At 60.8% G+C, this 20,422-nt stretch carries 16 protein-coding genes; 9 read left to right on the forward strand and 7 right to left on the reverse strand.

Features of this window, described 5'->3' with window-relative positions; translation table 11 throughout:
• Position 1: 1 nt before the first annotated feature.
• A complete protein-coding gene (locus NQ492_RS08580; protein ID WP_015546525.1) occupies positions 2-973 on the reverse strand; it encodes a polyprenyl synthetase family protein in 972 nt (323 codons plus the stop codon).
• A gap of 118 nt (positions 974-1,091) precedes the next feature.
• Between NQ492_RS08580 and NQ492_RS08585 the strand changes: the two genes are divergently transcribed.
• Both NQ492_RS08585 and NQ492_RS08590 read left to right on the forward strand, forming a co-directional pair.
• Positions 1,092-2,096 carry an ROK family protein gene (locus NQ492_RS08585; RefSeq protein WP_015546524.1) on the forward strand — a complete coding sequence of 335 codons (1,005 nt, stop codon included), beginning with the start codon at positions 1,092-1,094 and terminating at the stop codon, positions 2,094-2,096.
• Between the two features lie 80 nt (positions 2,097-2,176).
• Entirely contained in the window at positions 2,177-3,250 is a 1,074-nt protein-coding gene (locus tag NQ492_RS08590) for an SGNH/GDSL hydrolase family protein (RefSeq protein WP_015546523.1), read from the forward strand.
• Positions 3,251-3,575: 325 nt separating this feature from the next.
• On the opposite strand, the gene NQ492_RS08595 is transcribed toward NQ492_RS08590, so the two are convergent.
• The 4 genes from NQ492_RS08595 to NQ492_RS08610 form a co-directional block, all read right to left on the reverse strand.
• A complete protein-coding gene (locus NQ492_RS08595; RefSeq protein WP_015546522.1) occupies positions 3,576-4,511 on the reverse strand; it encodes a hypothetical protein in 936 nt (311 codons plus the stop codon).
• Between the two features lie 115 nt (positions 4,512-4,626).
• On the reverse strand, positions 4,627-5,424 hold the full coding sequence (locus NQ492_RS08600) for a DUF3108 domain-containing protein (RefSeq protein WP_015546521.1): 798 nt from the start codon (positions 5,422-5,424) through the stop codon (positions 4,627-4,629).
• Positions 5,425-5,467: 43 nt separating this feature from the next.
• Positions 5,468-7,579, reverse strand: coding sequence for an ATP-dependent DNA helicase RecG (gene recG, locus NQ492_RS08605; protein ID WP_022061931.1), 2,112 nt, complete (start codon positions 7,577-7,579; stop codon positions 5,468-5,470).
• Positions 7,580-7,748: 169 nt separating this feature from the next.
• On the reverse strand, positions 7,749-8,183 hold the full coding sequence (locus tag NQ492_RS08610; RefSeq protein WP_015546520.1) for a radical SAM-associated putative lipoprotein: 435 nt from the start codon (positions 8,181-8,183) through the stop codon (positions 7,749-7,751).
• Between the two features lie 317 nt (positions 8,184-8,500).
• Here NQ492_RS08610 and ispG point away from each other — a divergent pair, with 317 nt between their 5' ends.
• Together ispG and NQ492_RS08620 are read left to right on the forward strand one after the other, a co-directional pair.
• Positions 8,501-9,985, forward strand: coding sequence for a (E)-4-hydroxy-3-methylbut-2-enyl-diphosphate synthase (ispG, locus tag NQ492_RS08615; protein WP_015546519.1), 1,485 nt, complete (start codon positions 8,501-8,503; stop codon positions 9,983-9,985).
• Positions 9,986-10,233: 248 nt separating this feature from the next.
• A complete protein-coding gene (locus tag NQ492_RS08620; RefSeq protein ID WP_229104262.1) occupies positions 10,234-10,839 on the forward strand; it encodes a WbqC family protein in 606 nt (201 codons plus the stop codon).
• Here NQ492_RS08620 and NQ492_RS08625 read toward each other — a convergent pair.
• Positions 10,760-12,793: a glycoside hydrolase family 2 protein gene (locus tag NQ492_RS08625; protein ID WP_015546517.1), complete on the reverse strand. Its 2,034-nt coding sequence runs from the start codon at positions 12,791-12,793 to the stop codon at positions 10,760-10,762. The genes NQ492_RS08620 and NQ492_RS08625 overlap by 80 nt on opposite strands.
• A gap of 422 nt (positions 12,794-13,215) precedes the next feature.
• The gene (locus tag NQ492_RS08630; RefSeq protein ID WP_015546516.1) at positions 13,216-16,536 is read right to left on the reverse strand and encodes a hypothetical protein; all 3,321 of its coding nucleotides are present in this window, start codon (positions 16,534-16,536) and stop codon (positions 13,216-13,218) included.
• Between the two features lie 157 nt (positions 16,537-16,693).
• Here NQ492_RS08630 and NQ492_RS08635 point away from each other — a divergent pair, with 157 nt between their 5' ends.
• The 5 genes from NQ492_RS08635 to NQ492_RS08655 all read left to right on the forward strand — a co-directional run bounded on the left by NQ492_RS08635 (position 16,694) and on the right by NQ492_RS08655 (position 20,390).
• Positions 16,694-16,906, forward strand: a complete 213-nt coding sequence (locus NQ492_RS08635) for a helix-turn-helix domain-containing protein (protein ID WP_022061938.1) — start codon at positions 16,694-16,696, stop codon at positions 16,904-16,906.
• A gap of 107 nt (positions 16,907-17,013) precedes the next feature.
• Complete coding sequence (locus tag NQ492_RS08640; protein ID WP_022061939.1) at positions 17,014-17,529, forward strand: CvpA family protein; 516 nt, start codon at positions 17,014-17,016, stop codon at positions 17,527-17,529.
• Entirely contained in the window at positions 17,522-18,442 is a 921-nt protein-coding gene (rsgA, locus tag NQ492_RS08645) for a ribosome small subunit-dependent GTPase A (RefSeq protein WP_022061940.1), read from the forward strand. Before NQ492_RS08640 ends, rsgA begins: the two co-directional genes overlap by 8 nt.
• A complete protein-coding gene (locus tag NQ492_RS08650) occupies positions 18,423-19,148 on the forward strand; it encodes a TrmH family RNA methyltransferase (RefSeq protein ID WP_022061941.1) in 726 nt (241 codons plus the stop codon). Before rsgA ends, NQ492_RS08650 begins: the two co-directional genes overlap by 20 nt.
• A 48-nt stretch (positions 19,149-19,196) precedes the next feature.
• Positions 19,197-20,390 carry an aspartate aminotransferase family protein gene (locus tag NQ492_RS08655; RefSeq protein ID WP_015546514.1) on the forward strand — a complete coding sequence of 398 codons (1,194 nt, stop codon included), beginning with the start codon at positions 19,197-19,199 and terminating at the stop codon, positions 20,388-20,390.
• Positions 20,391-20,422: the final 32 nt, after the last annotated feature.

Raw genomic sequence — 20,422 nt, forward strand, 5'->3', positions numbered from 1 at the left:
TTCAGTTTTTCCGGTCCATCAGGCTCATGGCGTAGTCGCGCATGCGCTGTGTCCGCGAAGGGGCCACCGAAAGGGTGTCGAGGATCGACAGCGCACGTTCGAAACGCAGCTGGATCTGCTGCTCGGTCAGGCGCGGCACGTCCAGCCGGTCGTAGATCGACTTCACCTTGCCGATCTTCTCGGCGTCGGAGAGCGCCGGGTCGCGGTAGGCCGTGCGCAGCATCTCGCGCGTCGCCTCGTCGGCATGGCTCATCGCCGTGATCATCAGGTAGGTCTTCTTGCCTTCGAGGATGTCGCCCCCGATGGCTTTGCCCAGCCGCTGGTCGCCGTAGCTGTCCAGCAGGTCGTCCTGCAACTGGAATGCCAGCCCCAGCTCGACGGCGAAGCGCCGCAGGCGGCGGCAGTCCTCGTCCGAAGCGCCGCCCAGCATCGCGCCGATCACGACCGATCCGGCCAGCAGCACCGAGGTCTTCAGCTCGATCATGTGCATGTATTCGACCACCGAGACCTTGGGTTTCTGTTCGAAATCCATGTCGTACTGCTGTCCTTCGCACACCTCGAGCGCCATGGTGTTGAAGGTCGAGAGCACCTGCGGCAGCAGGTTGGCCGGGACGCTGCTCAACAGGCGGTAGGCGTAGATCATCATGGCGTCGCCCGAGAGGATGGCCACGTTCTGCCCCCATTTGGCATGGACCGAGGGCTTGCCCCGGCGCACGGCGGCGTTGTCCATGATGTCGTCGTGCAGCAGCGTGAAGTTGTGGAACACCTCGACGGCCGCAGCCGCGGGCAGCGCCTGTTTCACGTCGTCGGAGAAGATGCCGCAGGAGAGCGTCAGCAGCATGGGGCGGAGGCGTTTGCCGCCCCCGGCGAGCGAATAGCCGATCGGGGCGTATAGGAGTTCCGGTTCGGCCGGAAATTCGGTCTGGGCGAGGTAATTTTCGATGGCGGAGAGCATCTGCTCGTTGGTCTGCATAGTCTTGAATGGTACTTTTGGGTCGGAAACTGTCCCAAAAATAGGAAAAAACTTTGGAGTAGCCGAATTTTCGATTAACTTTGACAGGATAAAACTAACTTTTAACCTGAAACACGATATGAAAAAACTCGCGATCGGCGTGGACATCGGCGGCATCAACACCGCTTTCGGCCTCGTGGATGAAAACGGCGACCTCTATGCCGAATCGGTCATCTCGACCAAGAAGTACCCTTATGTTGACGACTATCCGGCTTATGTCGAGGACCTTTGCGACTCGATGCGCGCTCTGGCGCAGAGCCTTTCGTTCGAGTACGAACTGACGGGCATCGGCATCGGCGCGCCCAATGCCAACTACCACAAGGGCACGATCGAAACCCCTGCGAACCTTTGGAAGTTTAAGGAGGGCGACCCCAATCCCGACGAGTCGCGCCGCGTGTTCCCGCTGGCGGACGATATTTCGAAGTGTTTCGGCGGCGTGAAGACGCTCATTACCAACGACGCCAACGCGGCGACGATCGGCGAGATGATTTACGGCAACGCCAAGGGCATGCGCGATTTCATTATGATCACCCTCGGCACGGGTCTCGGTTCGGGATTCGTCGCCAACGGCGAGATGGTCTACGGCCACGACGGCTTCGCCGGCGAGTTCGGCCACGTGATCGTCGAGCGCAACGGCCGTGAGTGCGGCTGCGGGCGCAGGGGCTGTCTGGAGACCTATGTGTCGGCGACGGGCATCAAGCGCACGGCGTTCGAGCTGATGGCGAAGATGAACGCCCCCAGCAAACTGCGCAGCATCGCCTTCGACGACTTCGACGCCTCGATGATCTCGGCTGCCGCCGAGCAGGGCGATCCCATTGCGCTGGAGGCGTTCCGCTATACGGGCGAAATGCTGGGCCGCGCGCTGGCCGACGTGGTGACGGTGACCTCGCCCCAGGCCATTTTCCTCTTCGGCGGACTTTCGAAGGCCGGCAAGCTGATCTTCGAACCGACGCAGTGGTACATGGAGGAGAACATGCTCTTCGTCTTCAAGAACAAGGTGAAACTGCTTCCCAGCGGCATTCAGGGCAAGAACGCCGCCATCCTCGGCGCCTCGGCGCTGATCTGGCAGGAAGCCGCCAAATAGCCGGATACGGCTTGTGCCGCAAGGGCGAAGTTTCCGGACTTCGCCCTTTTTTGAAAACCGAAAACTTTAAATTCACAGCAATGAAACGTTTCTTTCTTCTGACCGTCGCGCTGCTGACGGTCTGGGCCGCGGCCGCACAGATGCGGTTCGTGGACGCCACCGAGTTGAACCTCATCGGCAAGGCCCTGCCGACGCCGCATCCCTACCACCGGATAGACACGGTCGCCTACAAGGGCTTCACCAAGGGCGAGAACCAGCAGGTGCGCTGCTCGGCGGGTCTCGCGCTGGTCTTCAAAACCAACTCCACGCGCATCGACCTGGAGCCGCAGTACACCTCGTTCGTCTACGCGGGGGCAAGCACCCCGCGGGTCGCTTCGGAGGGTTTCGACCTCTACATCCGCAAGGACGGCGAGTGGCTTTACGCCGCGTCGCGCGCCCCGAAGAAACGCGGCGAGGCCTACACGATGATCAGCCGTATGGACTCTTCGGAGAAGGAGTGCCTGTTGTACCTGCCCAATTACAGCGAGCTGACGTCGCTCCGCGTCGGGGTGGACGAGGGGGCGACGATCACCCCGATGGAGAATCCCTTCCGGCATAAGATCGTGATCTTCGGGTCGAGTTTCACGCACGGCGTCAGCACCAGCCGCGCGGGCATGAGCTACCCGATGCAGATCGGCCGCAACACGGGCCTCTACTTTTGCAGCATCGCGTGCAGCGGCAACTGCAAGCTGCAACCCTATTTCGCCGACTACCTCGGCGACGTAAAGGACGCCGACGCGATGGTTTTCGACGCCTTTTCGAATCCCGACGCGAAGATGATCGAAGAGCGGCTGATTCCCTTCATCGAACGCATCCGCGCGAAGCTGCCTTCGACGCCGCTGATCTTCGTGCAGACGATCTACCGCGAGAGCGGCAATTTCGACCTCCGTTCCCGCAAAATCGAAGAGGACAAGCGCGACATGGCCCGTCGGCAGATGGCCGAAGCCATGAAGCGTTTCGACAACGTCTATTTCGTCGACAAGGCGGACCTCACGGGAACGGACCACGTGACCTCGGCCGACGGCACGCACCCTTCGGATCTGGGCTACTGGCGCTGGGCGCAGAACCTCCAGCCCGAGTTGCTGAAGGTATTCAGGAAGTGCGGCATCCGCTGATACGGCGGGTTTTACCGGAAACAAGAGGAGGAGGCTCGCAACGAGCCTCCTCCTCTTGTTTTGCACGTGTCGGAATCGCTTTTGCTGCGACACCCTGAACCCGTCGGTCCGCAGGCGGCAGTCGGCCTCTTCGCCGACCGGGTGCCGCGGGGCGCTCCCGCGGCGGTTGCGACGGTTGCGACGCTGCGGCGCCGCAACGTTGCAATGCGGTCCGCTCCGGAAGTTCTCCGGTCCGGCGGTCCGGGATGGTCCGGCGGGCGGCTCTGAAGCGAAAAAGCCGGACGACACGACTGTCGCCCGGCTTATGAACGGAGGTGCGCCGACGTTATTTCATCACCACCTGCGTCTGGCCGATCAGGCGGCCTTCGCAGTAGAGCTGTATCTGGTAGGTTCCGGCGGCGAATCCCGTCGAGTTGTAGTAGATGCCCACTTCGAGGTCCTGGTTCTGGTAGTCGACCTCGCGCATGGCCGAGTAGCTCAACCGTTCGCCCTCGAATTCGAAGGTCGGCATGGCCTCGGTGGTCAGCACGTAGCCGTCGGGCGAGGTGATGCGCACGTAGACGGCCTTGTTGCCCGGGGTGGCCAGCTCGTTGGCCGCGAGCGCGAAGTCGACGCGCAGGCGTGCGGCGTTCTTGACCCGCGAAACGGGCTTGCTGCGGTCGTTGAGCGCCGAGAGGCGGATGTCGCGGGCGCGGAGCACCGAACCCACCTTGACCTTGTTGTCCAGTTCGGCGGCCTTCTCTTCGGCCATGTCGGCGCGCAGCTTGGCCGACGAAATCTCCTTGCGGAAGCCGACGTTCTCCTTGATGAGCTTTTTGTTGAGCGTATTGAGCGAGTCGATCTGCTTCACGTAACCTTTCATAATCGTGCGCAGCGTGCCGACCTCCTTTTCATACTGTTTGATCTTCGCGAGGTTCCACGAACGCTCCTTCTTAAGGCGCGTCATCAGCGAGTCGGCGCGTTCGCGTTCGAGGGTCAGCCCGGCCGAAATCGAGTCGTTCGAGATGCGCAGCCCGTCGTAGTCGGTCATCAGCCGCCCCAGGTCGTTCTGGATCGAGTCGCGGTCGGCCTGCAACAGCTCGTTGTCGAGCATTTGCTGGCGGTGGATGCTGAAGTAGAGCACCGAAAGCGCAGCCAGGATCACCGAGAGGATGATGATGACGATGCGGTAGCCGCGGATGGATTTGCCCGCATCGGGCTGCGGGGTGGTGTAGTCGTCGTCTTCGAATTCCGAAGGATCGTATCCCTGTTTGTTTTCCATATGGATAGCTTTTCAACAAAGATAGTGCAAACCGGGGTTTCGTGCAAATTTTTTTGCCGGGTCGGGATGCGCGCGCTCTTCGTCGGGGTTTGTCGGGGCAAAGATAGGAAAAAATTTATTTCATCAGGCTCGACACCGGGTATTTAAGTCCCTTGTAGCCCGAAATGTAGGCGTTGATGCTGCCGATCTTGACCGGCGATTCGATGTAGAGGGGGATTTTGTTGTCGTCGTCCGAAATCCAGATCGTGAAGATCGTGCCGTCGGTGAACGAGTAGCCTTCGGTCGTCCCTAACTGGCACTCGAACTTGAGCGTGCGGAAACGCCCCATGTTGCGGATCTTCTTGTTTTCGCGCCCCAGGTAGCGGTAGTGCAGGTGGCGGATGGTGTCTTGCAGGACCATTTGAAGCGTCGCCGGCTCACCGACGCGGAAATTCTCCGCTTGGGCCGACCGCAGGTTGAAGAAGAGCGCGATCGGGTCCATGCTCTCGGCCGTCAGGGTCATCTGCTTCTCGCTGAAGGGGTTTTTGCGGCTCCGCCAGCGGGTGTGGATGGTCGAGTCGGGCCAGATGTAGGTGTAGTAACTCTGGAAGGTGTAGTCGCCTTCGCGGATGTCGCTCTCGAAGCGCACGGGGCGCAGCGACGCGGTGTCGATCCACACGGTGTAGACATCCTCCAGGTTGAAGAACCAGCGGTAGGTGGGCAGCGTGCGCCCTGCGCCTTCGACCTTGTAGTAGGACTTGCCGTCGGCCGTATCTTCCGAGGTCTTGACCTCCACGGTCCCGACCTCCGTATTGGGGAACATCTTGGCCTTGTAGCTCACGCGGTAGAAGAGCTGTTCGCCCGGATGGTAGAGCTGCGCGGCGAGGGGCGAGAGGACGCCGAGCAGGAATATGGAGAATAGAAACCGTTTCATCGGACAGGGTTTTAATGGGTTAACGTTTTTTCGGGACGGAATATTACGAAATGCGTGAAAAATCAATCTCTTCGCGGCCCGAGTAGCGTCGCCGCAGAGCTTCGAGACCCCGGTTCTGCGGGTGCGCCAACGCCGGGTCCGCGGCGAGTATTTCTGCGGCCGCCTCGCGCGAGACGGTGAGTATCTGCACGTCGGCCGTGGGGCTGGCGATCTTCAGATCAAATGCCATGCCGCTCTGCAACGTGCCGTTGATGTCCCCCGCGCCCCGCAGCTTGAGGTCAAGTTCCGCCAGGCGGAACCCGTCGTTGGTCTCGCACATCGCTTCGAGCCGCGCCCGCGACTCGCGCGAGAGTTTTTCGCCCGACATCAGGATGCAGTAGGACTGCTCGCCGCCGCGGCCCACGCGCCCGCGCAGCTGGTGGAGCTGCGAAAGCCCGAAACGCTCGGCCGACTCGATGACCATGACCGTCGCGTTGGGCACGTCGACGCCCACCTCGATCACCGACGTGGCCACGAGAATGTGGGCTTCGCCCTGTTTGAACTGGCGCATCGACTCCTCCTTGTCGGCGGGCTTCATCTTGCCGTGGCAGATCGCCGTGACGTACTGCGGCAGCGGGAAGTCGCGCGAGATGGCTTCGTAGCCGTCGGTGAGGTCCTTGTAGTCCATCGCCTCCGACTCCTTGATGAGCGGATAGACGACGTAGACCTGCCGCCCTTTGGCGATCTCCTGCCGCATGAAGCCGAACAATTTGAGCCGCGCGGCGTCGGTGTAGTGGAATGTCTTGATGGGCCGCCGTCCCGGAGGCAGCTCGTCGATCACCGACACGTCGAGATCGCCGTAGAGGGTCATCGCCAGCGTGCGGGGGATCGGCGTGGCGGTCATCACGAGGATATGGGGCGGCTGGAGGTTCTTGGTCCAGAGCCGCGCGCGCTGCTCGACGCCGAAGCGGTGCTGTTCGTCGATCACGACGAAGCCCAGGTTCGAGAACTGCACGCGGTCCTCGATCAGCGCGTGCGTGCCGATGAGTATGTCCACTTCGCCCGAGGCGATGCCTTCGAGCGAAGCCCGGCGTTCCCTGGCCTTCGAGGCGCCGGTCAGGACGGCCACCTTCACGTCCATTCCGTCGAGCATCTTGCAGACGGTGGCGTAGTGCTGGCGGGCGAGGATTTCCGTCGGGGCCATCATGCAGGCCTGGAAGCCGTTGTCCACCGCGAGCAGCATCGACATCAGCGCCACGAGGGTCTTGCCGCTGCCCACGTCGCCCTGAAGCAGGCGGTTCATCTGGAACCCCGTCACGGTGTCCCGGCGGATCTCCCTGATGACCCGTTTCTGCGCCCCGGTGAGCGGGAAGGGGAGTTTTTCGGTGTAGAAGGTGTTGAACACGCCCCCGACCCGGGTGAAGAGGAAGCCGTTGCTTTTCGCGAGGCGTTCGGTGCGCCGCTGCTGGATGTTGAGCTGTACGCCCAGCAGTTCGTCGAACTTCAGCCGGTACTGCGCTTGCCGCAGGGCCTCCTGCGATTGCGGGAAGTGGATATTGTAGATGGCGTCGCGCAGGCCGATCAGTCCGTACCGGGTGCGCACGGCCTCGGGAAGCGGGTCCGCGATGCGGTCCTTCACGAGCGTCCAGGCGTTGCAGATGATCTGGTACATGCCCTTCGCACCCAGCACATTGCCCAGCTTCTCGGTCGAGGGATAGATGCCCTGCATGCCGCTTTCGGCCTTGCGCGAGAGGGCCTGCTCCATGGTTTCCAGCTCGGGATGGGCGACCGACAGTTCGCCGCGGTAGAACGACGGGCGGCCGAAGACGAGGTATTCGCGTCCGACCTCGATCCGTTTCTCGATCCACTTGACGCCCTGAAACCACACCAGCTCGGCCTGTCCCGTGGGGTCCTGCGCGAAGGCCGTGAAGCGGCGTTTGCGCCCTGTTCCGGCATAGGCGACGCCCGTTATGCGGGCGCGGAACTGGACGTAGGACAGGCCTGCGGCCTCGGTGATCTCCGAGATGCGGTAGATGCGTGTGCGGTCGATATAGCGGAACGGATAGTGGCTGAGCATGTCGCCCAGCGTGCGGATGCCCAGCTCCCGTTCGAGGAGTTTTGCCCGGGCCTCGCCGACGCCCGCTACGAATTTGATGTCGTTATCGAGTGTATCCACCCGGCAAATATAGTGAAAGTAGAGCGCAATGCCAAACTTGTTTGGGCATTGCCGAGACGCATCCTATGTTCTGTAAATATAGTGAAAGCCGGGCGCAATGCCAAACTTGTTTGGGCATTGGCGGGGTGCGTTTTTCCGTCCCGGGAGACGTGCTGGTCGGGAGCAGGGGCTACTCCTTCTCCTCGAGGGCGATGTCGACGCCCGATTTGGCGAATGCCCCTTGATCCCAGTCGCCGTCTCCTTTGGCCGTGCGTTCGGCCTCGGTGAATTCGATGTCGACGGTCTTTGCGGCGAAGTCGCCGCCGTTGGCCGGGCCGTCGGTGTCGGTGAAGGTGACTCTTGCCGTGTTGCCGACTCCCTTGCCCGAAAGATCATAGGTTCCGTCGGCTGCGGTCGTCGCCTCCGGTGTCGGCAGGTAGGCGTTGCTCCGGACCTCGATGCCCTTGATCGGCCGTCCGGCCTTGTCGGTCACCTTGCCCTTGATCTTGTAGTTGTTGTACGGGACCCCGTACATAGATACCACCTTCGGTTGATCTTCCTCGTTGTTGCATGCCGTTGCAAATCCGAGCAGCGCGGCGGCTGCCAGCAGTAGTTTCTCTTTCATGGCGTTCGCATTTTAGAGATGTTCCGAAATATAACGATTATTTCGCCGTTCGCCAAATCGTTGCTATCTTTGTACACTGTACCGGCTGTCGAGAGCGTTCATTTTGCCGCTGCTTCCTGAATCCGTTGCGGGGTGATAACGGCTCTCGGTAGTGGGAGGCGGTACGTTGTACTGCTGTCCGATGCGTACGCCATCTCCCTCCCTGGGGGAGGGCTGGGGTGGGGTCGGATTTGTAAACGTCGCCGAAGGCGGCGATAACGCCGCCCGACAGCGGAAAGTGATGTGAGAAAGTGCGTAATTACCTAATTGATAAACCGATGAATCTTTCGAAATTCATGCGCCGGACAACGTGCGAAGTGCGCATCGGGCGGACGACGATCGGCGGCGGGCATCCCGTCGCCTGCCAGTCGATGACCAATACCGACACCAACGACACCGCCGCGAGCGTGGCCCAGATCGAGCGGATCGACCGCGCCGGGGGAAAGATCGTGCGCCTTACGGCGCAAGGACGGCGCGAAGGTGAAAATCTGGAAAACATCGTCCGGCAGCTGCGTGCCGACGGTTTCCGGACAGCCGTTGTGGCCGACATCCACTTCGTGCCCGAGGTCGCGGCCATCGCCGCCAGGTATGTGGACAAGGTGCGTGTCAATCCGGGAAATTACCGCCTCGACCGCGGCGATCTTCAGTCGCTGATCGCGCAGTGCCGCGAGCGGGGCGTCGCCCTGCGCGTCGGCGTCAACCACGGGTCGCTGGCGAAGCGCGTCTTCGACGAGTGGGGCGACACGCCCCAGGGCATGGTGGTCTCGGCCATGGAGTTTTTGCGGGTGTGCCGGGAGTGCGATTTCGATCAGGTGGTGGTCTCGATGAAGTCGTCGAACACGCGCGTCATGGTCGCCGCCTACCGTCTGCTGGTCGAGGCGATGGATGCCGAAGATATGCACTATCCGATCCATCTGGGCGTCACCGAGGCCGGGAACGGCATCGAGGGGCGCGTGAAGAGCGCCGTGGGCATCGGGGCGCTGATGGCCGACGGCATCGGCGACACGATCCGCGTCTCGCTGACCGAGGCCCCCGAAAATGAAATCCCCGTGGCGCAGCTGTTGGTCGAACACTTTGCCGACCGTCCCGGCGAGTTCGAGGTGCTCCATCCCGAGCGTTACTTCCCGACCGAATACCGCCGCCGTTCGAAGGTGACGGTTCCCGTCGTGCACACCGAGCCGCTGGAGGGTTTCCGGGTGCTCGAAGCCCTTTCGGGCAACCCGACGGCCGAGTTGCGCGCCGCGATCCTGAATCTCGACATCCCCGACGAACCGGTGGTCGTGAAACGCCGCTACGAAGAGCGTTCGCTGGAGACGCTCGCCGTGAAGGCCGCCGCCGACCTGGGACCGCTGCTGCTCGACGGCCTGGCCGACGGCATCTGGATCGACGCTCCGGGATTTGCCGAAAGCGAAATCCGCGACATCGAGCTGATGATCCTGCAAGCTGTGCGCGTGCGTTTTTCACACACCGAATACATCGCCTGCCCTTCGTGCGGGCGCACGCTCTACGACATCGAGAAGGCCCTCGCCGACATCAAGGCCCGCACGTCGCACCTGAAAAACCTCCGCATCGGCGTGATGGGCTGCATCGTCAACGGTCCCGGCGAGATGGCCGACGCCGACTACGGCTACGTGGGCGCCGGACCGGGCCGCATCACCCTCTACAAGGGCCGCACGGTCGTCGAGCGCAACATTCCGCAGGAGGAGGCCCTCGACCGGCTGGTGGAGCTGATCAAAAAGAACGGGGACTGGACGCCCGCCTAAAATCCGCCGGCGTAAGACGCCGGTTTTAAGAGGCGGCAGGAAGCTTCGTTCTGCTTCCGCTCCTGTTCTGCGCTCACACGCATAAAAACGGTGTTTTGCGTCGGCAGGCCGCAGTTCCGTCCTGCGGAGGTCTGCTATTGCGCGTCGCTCCATAGCAAAGCCCTGCGCGCTGCCGCCCGCCCGAGAGGCGGGGTTCACCCGATTCGACCGCTTCGTTTCAGGTGATTTTTAATTTTGAATTTTTACTTATGTCTACTATACTGCCTCTTGCATACCTTCCTTCGGTGGAGTATTTCACGCACCTCCTGCGCGGCGGCTGCGTCGTGGACCTCGGCGAGCACTTCGTGAAGCGTTCCGAACGCAACCGTGCGCGGATACTGGCCTCGGACGGCGTGATGGAGCTGACCGTGCATGTCCGCAACGCCAACCGTCCCCGCCAGCCCGTGCGCGACGTGCGTCTCGACTATTCCAAACGCTGGCAGCACCAGCATTGGGGCGCGCTGGTGGCCTCCTACCGCTCGTCGCCCTATTTCGATTTCTACGCCGGGCGGTTCGAGCCTTTCTACCGCCGGGAGTGGGAGTTTCTCGCCGATTACAATCTGGGTCTGCTGGAGGTGTTGTGTTCGCTGGCCGGAGTGCCGATGCCCGAACTCTCCCGGACGTATGTCGAGGCGGCCCCCGGAGACCTCGACCTGCGCCCCAAACGCAAAGAAGGCCTGGCGCTGATCGCCGAGCCTTATTTCCAGGTCTTCTCCGAAAGGATGCCTTTCGTCCCTAATTTGTCGTTTGCGGACCTGCTGTTCGCCGAAGGACCTGCGTCCGTTTCGGTTTTAGGACGTTGCCGACAAGGATAGTCACGCTGTCGCGCAGATCCCCCGCCGCCACTTTCACCTCAATCATCCCGTGTATGGCCACCGAATCGGACCGGTACTGGAAGGGGGCGTATTCGCTCATCGCCAGCGTGTCCCGGCCGACGATGAGCGTCGGCGTCCCGGCCGACGAGTAGACGCGGAACGCCTGCTTCTCATAATCGCGCAGACGCCGCCGTTTGTCGACGATATGCAGCGTCGGCTCTGCGCCGTTCCACATCGCCTTGTACAGATAGTAGGCGTCCTTTTTCTCGCGGCGGTTGAGCGTCACGAGGCCTGCGCCGTTGATCCCGTAGGGACGGCGCGAGGAGCCGTAGTCGAACATGTTGTCGATCCACGCGCCCCAGAACAGCGAGTCGTTTTGCAGGTTTTTGGCATACTCCTCGTGGAAACGCGTCTGCTTCTCCTCGGGCATCCAGTTCGAACGAGGCTCGGACTGCGCCGTGTAGCTCTTGTGTCCGAGGAATCCGCTGCCGCCGTAGCAGACGCCCGAACGCAGGTGGGACCAGTTTTTTTGCAGCTGGTCGCGCCATACGATCACGTCATCGGTCGAGCCGCGCCGCCAGCCGACGTCCTGCTGCCAGACGATCAGGTCGGTGATGAAATTGATGTCGCCGTTCTGGTCGCTGCAAGCGACCGTCGGGCGCGAGGGGTCCATCGTGCGGGCCGTCTCGTTCAGCCGCCGGATGTAGGGCGTCACGTCGTCGCCGCGCATCCAGAGACGCGAGAAGATACCCCACATCACCACCGACGGGTGGTTGATGTTCTGGGCTACGATCTCCTGCAACTGGTCCAGTCCGTTCTGTTCGAAGGCGGGCGTGGCGAAATAGGAGACGTCGCCCAGGAACGACGAGCGGTGCAGCGGAGCGTCGATCCAGACGAGCATTCCCTGTTCGTCGCAACGGTCGTAGAGGTACTGCGCGTGCGGCATTACCGCCGAGCGCAGGGCGTTGGCTCCCATCGTGCGGATGATCCGCAGGTCGGCGTCGTAATCCTCCGGAGTCAGCGTGCCGCCCGAAAGGGCGTTGTCGTGGTAGAGCGTGACGCCGCGGACGGGTGTGCGTTCTCCGTTGATCGTCAGCCCTTCGGCCGTGCTGGCTCCGATCGAGCGGAAGCCCGTGCGGACGGCGACGCGGTCGGTGATGCTGTCCTCGCCGATGGAGGCCGTCACGGTGTAGAGCGCCGGGTCGCGCAGGCTCCACAGCGTCGGATTGTCCACCGAGAAGGCCACGGAGACGGGTTTGCCGTCGAGGCGCGCCTTCTGGCGTTTCGAGAAGACCCGCTCTCCCCGCGGACTGGTGATGTCGACGTTCAGCGTGCAGCTGTTGTCGCCCTTCGAGGTGATGTGCACCTCGATCTCGCCCTCGACCTTTTCGGGACCGACCGTCTGCGGGTGTACGAGCACGCCGTCCGACCCGAGGTAGAGCGGCGAAATGGCCGTGCGCTCGGTGAGGATCAGTTCCGCCTCGCGGTAGATGCCGCCGTAGAGGTTCATGTCGGTCGAGGTGGGCAGCACGTCGTCGCGGCTGCTGTTGCTGACCACCACGAGCATCGAGTTGTCGCTTCCGAAACGGATTTTGTCGGTGATTTCGAACGTGAAGGCCGTGGCGCCGCCGCGGTGCGTGCCGACGTGATAGCCGTTGACGAAGAGGTCGGCGACCGACTGTACGCCGTAGAATTTCACGAAAAGGCGTTTCGAAGCCCATTCGACGGGGATATACATGCCGTTCTGGTAGCTGCCCGTGGTTTCGAGCCAGTAGCCCTGGGCCAGCGGATCGGTGTTCCAGCTGTGGGGCAGGGTTACGTGGCGGGCGTTGTCGGAGGTTTTCTCCGACTTGAAGAAAAAGCGCCACCCTTCGTTGATCGGGAAGACCTCGCGGGCGCTGGCCGTCATTGCGACGACGTTCAGCAGCAGGAGAATCGTTAGGTATCTTTTCATGGCAGAGCTGGTTAAATGCTGTATGATGCAAAGATAGTGCAAGCCGGGTGCAGAACCAAGCGTTGCTTGGGGTTTGCCGTGGCGCCGCCTATCCGTGCGGGGGTTTATCTTTGGCAAAGATAATACAAGCCGGGCTGAAAATCAAACTTATCTGTCTTTGCCGTTGCGTCGTTTGTGTTCCGAAGGGGAAATGCCCGCCGGGCGCAAAGCCGGAACGGGGTCCGGTTTTACGCCCGGCGGGCATCGGGGCGGCAGGTACGAAAAAATGGCGGACCGCGCCTCTTCGGTCCGCCAAAAAGCAGGGGATGGGTGTGAAACTTGTTAACTAAAAAACAACTCCTTGGGGGTCATCCCCTGCCGAGGATCGCTTTTGCGGAGCCGGCACAGCCGGTTGCCGTGCCGGACCGCGAAGCGTGTGAACTTTAGCGTTTGATGGTAATCGTCATCTCCTCGCCCGTGATCTCGCCGTACTGGTAGGTGAAGCTCGGCGTTACCTTGATGATGATGTCCTTCAGCAGCGTGGCGCTGTTGTTCTCGTAGGTCAGCGTATTGTCTGTGATTTTGATATATGCGGAAGCATCCTTGTCGCTGGCAGGGGTATCTGCATACTCGGCCGATTTCATCTTGAATACGATACCGGCGGTATTTTTCGCTGCTTCGGGTTTTGCCTGGAATACGTCGTAGGCCGTCTTGCCGTTGCCTACCGTAACGGCTTCCCAGGCCTTCGTGTCTTTGTTGTATTCGATCCACGACTTACCGTCGGCGTCGATCAACTGGAGGTTCTCGAACATATTGGCCGTAGTCGCCTCGTTGGTCTTGTAAGCGACCTCGATAGCCTTGGTCTGTGCCAGCGTCTTGATCGGGGTCTGGATCTCCACGCGCAGCGGCAGGGAAGCTACCTGGATGTTCGTGTCCTTGATCTTAACGACAGCCTTGATGTCGACATAGTTGCGGTTTGCTGCGCTCCAGTCGAGTTTGTCGCCCTTGACGACGGCGTATTTGTCGCCCTTGTTCGGTTTGTCGTCTTTGGAGGTCACTTCGAACGTAAAGTCGTACTTCTCGGCGTCCACCTCGTTGAAGTAGGTCGGCAGTGTGATGTTGGGCCACTCCCAGAGGTTGGTCGTCCCGTTGACCAGACCTTCGACTACGGTCGTCATCACGCCTGCGATGTCGGTTACGTGTCCGACATTGTACCTCAAGTCGAAGTCGGGGATCGTGACATTGTAGTTGAACGTTACGGAAATCTTCTGGCCGTACCAGGTCGTCCATTCGGCTTTCTGCTCGAACTTGTCGCCCGTCGCGGTGATGTCCTTGGCATTCAGCACGCCCTTCAGGGTCGATGCGGTGACGGTCATTGCCGTGCCGTTGGTGTTCTCGATCACCGTGCCCTTCTCATTTGCTTTGTTGAAGAGTTTCGTTACGCCTGCGGGCGTTGCGGGATCGGTCGTAGCTGCGAAGATAGCCTCGGCGAACTCCGCTTCGCTGGCGAATCCGGCCTTGTTGGCTGTGTAAACGTCCTTCCACGTCTTGCTGACGCTCTTCGTCTCGTAGCCGATGGCGTTGTCGACGATGTAGTTGACGGGCGCCGGGGCGGCTCCGAAGGCGATCTGGCCCTTCAGTTTGTAGTCGACGTTCTGGTATACATAGACATACTCGATGTCATAGGCCTTGCCCCACTCGTATGCATCTGCCTGAACGGAGGCTTTCACGCCCATGGCGATCTGGCTGGCGAATGCGGTGAATCGGATGCCGAGATCGTTGTCGACCTCCTTGCCGGCGACCTTGACCGTCGAACGGTCCGTGTCGAGGTTGCCCAGCGTGATAATATCCTCGATGGTGACCTCCTTCGGCAGGTCGATGTCGTTCACCAAAGCGATTTCGCCGAAGATGTTATCGGAGATTTCCGGAGTGGCGGTCTGCCCGGCGATGCCGTTCTTGACGAACGCATAGCTCCATGCCAGCGGTTTGGGAGTCTCCTTGAAGGTGAAGGTCGCGCCGGCCTGGTTGGTGATGATGTAGGTCTGCGGCGCCTCGATCGTTGCCGTCGTGGCTTTCCCGTCGACGTTGATCACGATTTTGTGTGCGCATACGACGTTCTTGCCTACGTCGCCGGAAACGCCTGCTGCACGGAAGTCCACCGTAGCGAGTTTCGTGTCGTAAACGAGTTTCGAGTTGTCGACGCGCAGGATGAATTTGCCGATCTCGGTTTTGTCCGTAATCTCGGCCGACTGGCTGGGGTCGGCGTAGTATTTGGGCGTTACGGTGTAAGCGCCGATGCTGATTTTCGAGCCAAGCAGTTTGTTGACGTTGTCCAGCGTCATCAGGGTCTTGCCTCCGTCGAGCGAAGCCAGCAGCTGCGTATTCTCCAGCAGCGTCTTCTTGCTGACGGCCTGCTTGTTGAACGGCATTTCGATGGTGGCGTAGTCGTAGGCGACCGGCTCCTCGTCCTTGGTGTAAACGCCGAGTTCGATCTCTTGGGCCTCGTCGGGCATGATGCTGGCGAAGTTCGACAGCACGTTGTTCGTTACCTCCGAGGCGGTTTCGTCCTCGGCGCCGGTTCCGGGATTCACGGTGTTCTCGATCGAAAGGGCCAGCGTGATCCATTTCTCCTCTTTCTCGTAAAGCTCACCAAGCTCTTCCGCCGACATGGTGGCGGTTACGGCGAACTTACCCTCCTCGATAAACCGAACGTCGGTGATGGTGGCTGCGGGAGTTGCCGTTGCGGCACGGGTTTTTATCTGCTCGGAGACAATAGCGAACGTCGCTTTTCCGTTAGCATAGGCATCTACGAGGTCTTTGGCCAGCGAGGCCGGCGTGACGCGGTAGGTCAGCGTGACCATTCCGTTGCCGATGGGGGTGGCTCCGACCTTGTAGAAATCCATCGTCGTATAGGCTCCGCCACTGCCAACATACATGGTTCCGGGAACGTTTACCAGCGACTGGATGCGGTTGATCAGCGCAGTGACATCGGCCTGAAGTTGGGCGATGGCCTGCTTGAAGGCGCCGAGTTCCGCAGTCAGGTCGCTCTTCTTCAGGTAGCCCTGCGTCGAAATGAGGCTGATGATCTGCCTGCTCAATGCGGATTCGGCGTTCTTTACCGCTTCGGCGGCTGCCGAGTTCACGTTCTCGATCCAGGCTTTGTTGTTGACGTCCATGTATTCCTTGACGAATTCGGAGGCCTCCTCGCCGGCAATTTTGCTGATGGCGGTCTTGATGTCCTTCACGGCCGGGTCGTTGGTGATGGCGGCCAGGACGGCTGCGACAGCCTGATTCTTCACGGCAGTGGTCAGCTCGCTGTTTTTGGCCAGCTCTTCGAGGATGCCTTTTTTGACCTCGCCGCCGATTTTGGACCAGAGGTCAGCGGCTTTGAGCTGATTCTCGATCAGGGCCTTCACCTGCGCTTCGTTTTGCAGGCCTTTGATCAGATCCTGCACCTGTGTCACGGTCTGGAACCCGAGGTCTCCGACTTTCTTTTTGAGGTCGGCGTCCTTGACGTAGGCTGCCAGCTCCTGGCTCAATTCGGCATCGGTGACGAATTTCGAGAAATCGACATCCTTCAGTTTGTCTGAAATTGTCTGAAGGGCGGAAGCATCGGCCTTCAGTTCGACTTTCGCATTTAGATCGTCGATCTTTTTGTTGATGTCGTCGATGTCGTCGTCGTAGTCCTTACACCCGACACCGGCCAGCATGGTTCCGGTTAAGAACAATGCCAGGAATTTTCTAAACAAGTTGTTGTTTTTCATAGTAAAAATGGTTGAAATAAAGATGTGTTTGTATTTAGTTTTCAATTTGTTATTCGGACGACCCTCTTTTTGTTAGTATCATATATGATACGCATGGTGCAAATATATATATAAAAATTTGCACAGCAAAATTTTTGTCCAAATTTTTGAAATGGGAATGAACTATCAAGATGAAATCCTTTATATCTCTACGAGGATCAAGGAGTTGAGGAAGGAACGCAAGCTGACTGTACAGGAGCTGGCTTACCGGTGTGACATGGAAAGATCCAACTTGAGCCGCATCGAGGCGGGGCGGACTAATCTTACCGTAAAAACCATTTGCAGCATCTGTAATGCGTTGAGTGTTAATATGCGCGATGTAATACGTTAGGACGATATACCTATATTTATATATATTGCGCCTAATCGTTCGTTGTATGCTTTTTTTGGGCCGTTTCTTTAAAATTCGTATCTTTACGGTGATAATTTAACGGCTTATTGAACACGCTTGATTTAATCGTCTGCCTCGTGCTGGCGCTGGCCGTCTGGAACGGATGGCGCCAAGGCTTCGTCGTGCAGATATGCTCCCTTGCAGGGATTGTGGCGGGCATTTGGATCGCGGCGCGTTTCGGCGCGCAGGTCGGCGGATGGCTGCGGCTCGATGACGAAGTGGCCGCCGCGGGCGGTTTCGTCACGGCGCTCGTCGTCGTGATCCTCGTCGTGGCGATCGCCGGCAGGGTGGTGCGCAAGGTCTTTCACTTTGCGGGACTGGGCGTTGCCGACACGCTGCTGGGCATTGCCGTATCGGTTTTGAAGTACCTGCTCGTGTTGAGCGTGCTCTTCTCGGCCTTCGATGCGCTGAATGAGGATTATTGCCTCGTGGGGCCGCGGACGATCGAGCAGTCGAAAAGCTACAAGCCTGTCCGGTGGCTTTCCGAATCCATTTTCCCTTTTCTGGAGTGGGTCGGCGAGCGGGTTCCCCGGCAGGAGGAAAAAACGGAGACCGATGGATAGAAAGTTTACAGCCACAGTGGTCCGGGCGACGGGCAGTTGGTACGACGTGCTGCACGACGGTGAGACGGTGCGCTGCCGCATCCGGGGCAGACTGCGCCTGAAAGGGGTGCGTTCGACCAATCCCGTGGTGGTGGGCGACGAAGTGGCGTGCGAGGCCGACGAGGGGGGCGACTATGTGATCGCCGACATCCTGCCGCGGCGCAACTACGTGATCCGCCGGGCTTCGAACCTTTCGAAAGAGTCGCATATCATCGCCGCCAACGTCGACCAGGCGCTGCTGATGGCGTCGCTGCGTTCGCCCGAGACGCCCACGGAGTTCGTGGACCGGTTTCTGGTGACCTGCGAGGCCTACAAGGTCCCGGTGACGATCCTCCTGTCGAAGCTCGACCTGCAGGACGCGGAGGCCGTCGCGGAGTTCCGCGCGGTCTACGAGGGGGCCGGCTACCGGGTGCTGGAGGTGTCGGTCCGGGAGGGCCGGGGCGTGGAGGAGGTGCGCGAACTGCTTGCGGGGCGCACGACCCTCGTTTCGGGAAATTCGGGCGTCGGGAAGTCGACGCTGATCCAGGCCATCGACCCCTCGCTGGACATCCGCACGGGCGAAATCTCCGAAAGTCACCACAAGGGCCGCCATACGACGACATTTTCGACGATGTACCCCCTGGCCGGGGGCGGCGCGGTGATCGACACGCCGGGCATCAAGGGGTTCGGACTGATCGACATCGACGAGGCCGAGCTGTGGCACTATTTTCCCGAGATGATGCGCGTTGCGCCCGCCTGCCGCTTTTACAACTGCACCCACACCCACGAACCGGGCTGTGCGGTGACCGAAGCCGTGAAGGCGGGCGAAATCGCCTGGCCGCGTTACGAAAGCTACCTGAAAATCCGCGATGAAGATGAAAAATACCGCAAATAACGACTCCCCGGGACCGGACTTCGATTTCGGCCCCGATGCCGCACACGCCGCTGAGCGCATCGCCTGCCTCGCCGGGTTTATGACGCCGGAACGGTATGCCGTTTTGCGGAAGACGGTCTCCATGCGCACGCGCTACATGACGGTGCTGGCCGAGAACATGTACCACGGGCAGAATGCCGCGGCGCTGATCCGCCATTGCGAGGCGTTCGGCGTGCAGGAGATGCACACCGTGGAGACGCTCTGCCCGTTCGAACCCAATCCCGACATTGCGCGCGGCACGCACCAGTGGGTCGACGTGCGCCGCCACGCCTCGACGGGCGAGGCCGTCGCCGCCCTCAAGGGGGCGGGCTACCGGATCGTGGCCACCACGCCCCACCGCGAGGACGCGACGCCCGAGACGTTCGATGTCGGGCGGGGACCTTTCGCGCTGGTCTTCGGGACGGAACACGCCGGGATTTCCGACGAGGTGATCGCTTCGGCCGACGAATTCCTGCGCATCCCGATGTGCGGCATGGTCGAGAGCCTGAACGTCTCGGCCTCGGCGGCGATCCTGATCTACACGCTCTCCGAGCGCATGCGCCTCACGGTCGGCAACTGGCGGATGTCCGACGCCGAACAGGCCGAAACGCTCTGCCGCTGGATGCGGCGCAGCGTGAAGGATTCCGAAGCGATTTTGCAACGCCGGGGTATGGTCCCGGATTTATAGGCGGCTTCGGCGCTCCTGGCCCGAATCCGCGCAAATGGATAAAATAGTATGATTCTCCGCAAACAATTTCTGGCGCATGTCGCCCAGACCTCCCCGTCGCCGATGCTGGTGGAGGTCGCGCGCGCCGAAGGCTCGTTTTTCTATACGCCCGAAGGCAAGCGTTATTTCGACCTCGTGGCCGGGGTTTCGGTCAGCAATGTCGGTCACGGCAATCCGGCCGTGGTGCGCGCCGTGCAGGAGCAGGCTGCGCGCTACATGCATGTGATGGTCTACGGCGAGCTGGTCGAGACGCCGCAGGTGGAGTATGCCGCCAGGATCGCGTCGCTGCTGCCCGCGCCGCTCGAAAGCGTCTATTTCGTCAACTCGGGCGCCGAGGCGGTCGAGGGGGCTTTGAAACTGGCGAAACGTTTTACCCGGCGTACGGAGATCGTCTCCATGCGCCGCGCCTACCACGGGTCGACGCACGGCGCGATGAGCATGATGGGTGCGCCCGAGGGCGAGGAGTGGAAGGGGGCGTTCCGGCCCCTGCTGCCCGACGTGCAGGCCGTGGAGTTCAACGATTTCTCCGAACTGGAGCGCATTACGCGCCGCACGGCCTGTGTGCTGGCCGAGCCGGTGCAGGGCGAGGCCGGCGTCCGTCCGCCCCGTCCGGGTTATCTGGAAGCGCTGCGCAGACGCTGCGACGAAGTCGGCGCGCTGCTGATTTTCGACGAGATACAGACCGGCATGGGCCGCACGGGCCGCCTGTTCGCCATGCAGAAATACGGCGTCACGCCCGACATCGTCTGTCTGGCCAAGGCCTTCGGCGGGGGCATGCCCCTCGGGGCGTTCGTCGCGCGTCACGAGGTGATGGACACCTTGCAGGAAAATCCCGTGCTGGGGCATATCACCACTTTCGGCGGCCATCCGGTCTGCTGTGCGGCGGGACTTGCGGCGCTGAATTACCTGGTGGACAACAAGGTGGTCGAAAGGGTCGAAACGAAGGGCGCGTTGTATGAAATGCTGCTGAAGGATCATCCCGCCATGCGGGAAATCCGCCGCAGCGGCCTGCTGCTGGCCGTCGAGCTGGGCGAATCGGCGAAACTTTACCGCATCATGGAACTGTTCCGGGAGGCGGGCATCTTGAGCGACTGGTTCCTGTTCTGCGACACGGCGTTCCGCATTTCGCCACCCCTCACGATCTCGGAGGACGAAGTGCGCGAAAGCGCCGCGCTGATCCGCAGTTGTCTGGACCGGTTGTAAAAACAAAAGGGAGGCTTCGGAGCCTCCCTTTT

Source organism: Alistipes shahii WAL 8301, assembly GCF_025145845.1.
In the GTDB taxonomy this organism is placed as follows: domain Bacteria; phylum Bacteroidota; class Bacteroidia; order Bacteroidales; family Rikenellaceae; genus Alistipes; species Alistipes shahii.

Bases quoted from the DNA above. Each gene is read 5' to 3' on its own strand.
- NQ492_RS08635 (WP_022061938.1), top strand. From the start codon at position 16,694: ATGAACTATCAAGATGAAATCCTTTATATCTCTACGAGGATCAAGGAG.
- NQ492_RS08630 (WP_015546516.1), bottom strand. From the start codon at position 16,536: ATGAAAAACAACAACTTGTTTAGAAAATTCCTGGCATTGTTCTTAACC.
- NQ492_RS08580 (WP_015546525.1), bottom strand. From the start codon at position 973: ATGCAGACCAACGAGCAGATGCTCTCCGCCATCGAAAATTACCTCGCC.
- rsgA (WP_022061940.1), top strand. From the start codon at position 17,522: ATGGATAGAAAGTTTACAGCCACAGTGGTCCGGGCGACGGGCAGTTGG.
- ispG (WP_015546519.1), top strand. From the start codon at position 8,501: ATGAATCTTTCGAAATTCATGCGCCGGACAACGTGCGAAGTGCGCATC.
- NQ492_RS08655 (WP_015546514.1), top strand. From the start codon at position 19,197: ATGATTCTCCGCAAACAATTTCTGGCGCATGTCGCCCAGACCTCCCCG.
- NQ492_RS08620 (WP_229104262.1), top strand. From the start codon at position 10,234: ATGTCTACTATACTGCCTCTTGCATACCTTCCTTCGGTGGAGTATTTC.
- NQ492_RS08595 (WP_015546522.1), bottom strand. From the start codon at position 4,511: ATGGAAAACAAACAGGGATACGATCCTTCGGAATTCGAAGACGACGAC.
- NQ492_RS08585 (WP_015546524.1), top strand. From the start codon at position 1,092: ATGAAAAAACTCGCGATCGGCGTGGACATCGGCGGCATCAACACCGCT.
- NQ492_RS08625 (WP_015546517.1), bottom strand. From the start codon at position 12,793: ATGAAAAGATACCTAACGATTCTCCTGCTGCTGAACGTCGTCGCAATG.
- NQ492_RS08650 (WP_022061941.1), top strand. From the start codon at position 18,423: ATGAAAAATACCGCAAATAACGACTCCCCGGGACCGGACTTCGATTTC.
- NQ492_RS08600 (WP_015546521.1), bottom strand. From the start codon at position 5,424: ATGAAACGGTTTCTATTCTCCATATTCCTGCTCGGCGTCCTCTCGCCC.
- NQ492_RS08610 (WP_015546520.1), bottom strand. From the start codon at position 8,183: ATGAAAGAGAAACTACTGCTGGCAGCCGCCGCGCTGCTCGGATTTGCA.
- NQ492_RS08590 (WP_015546523.1), top strand. From the start codon at position 2,177: ATGAAACGTTTCTTTCTTCTGACCGTCGCGCTGCTGACGGTCTGGGCC.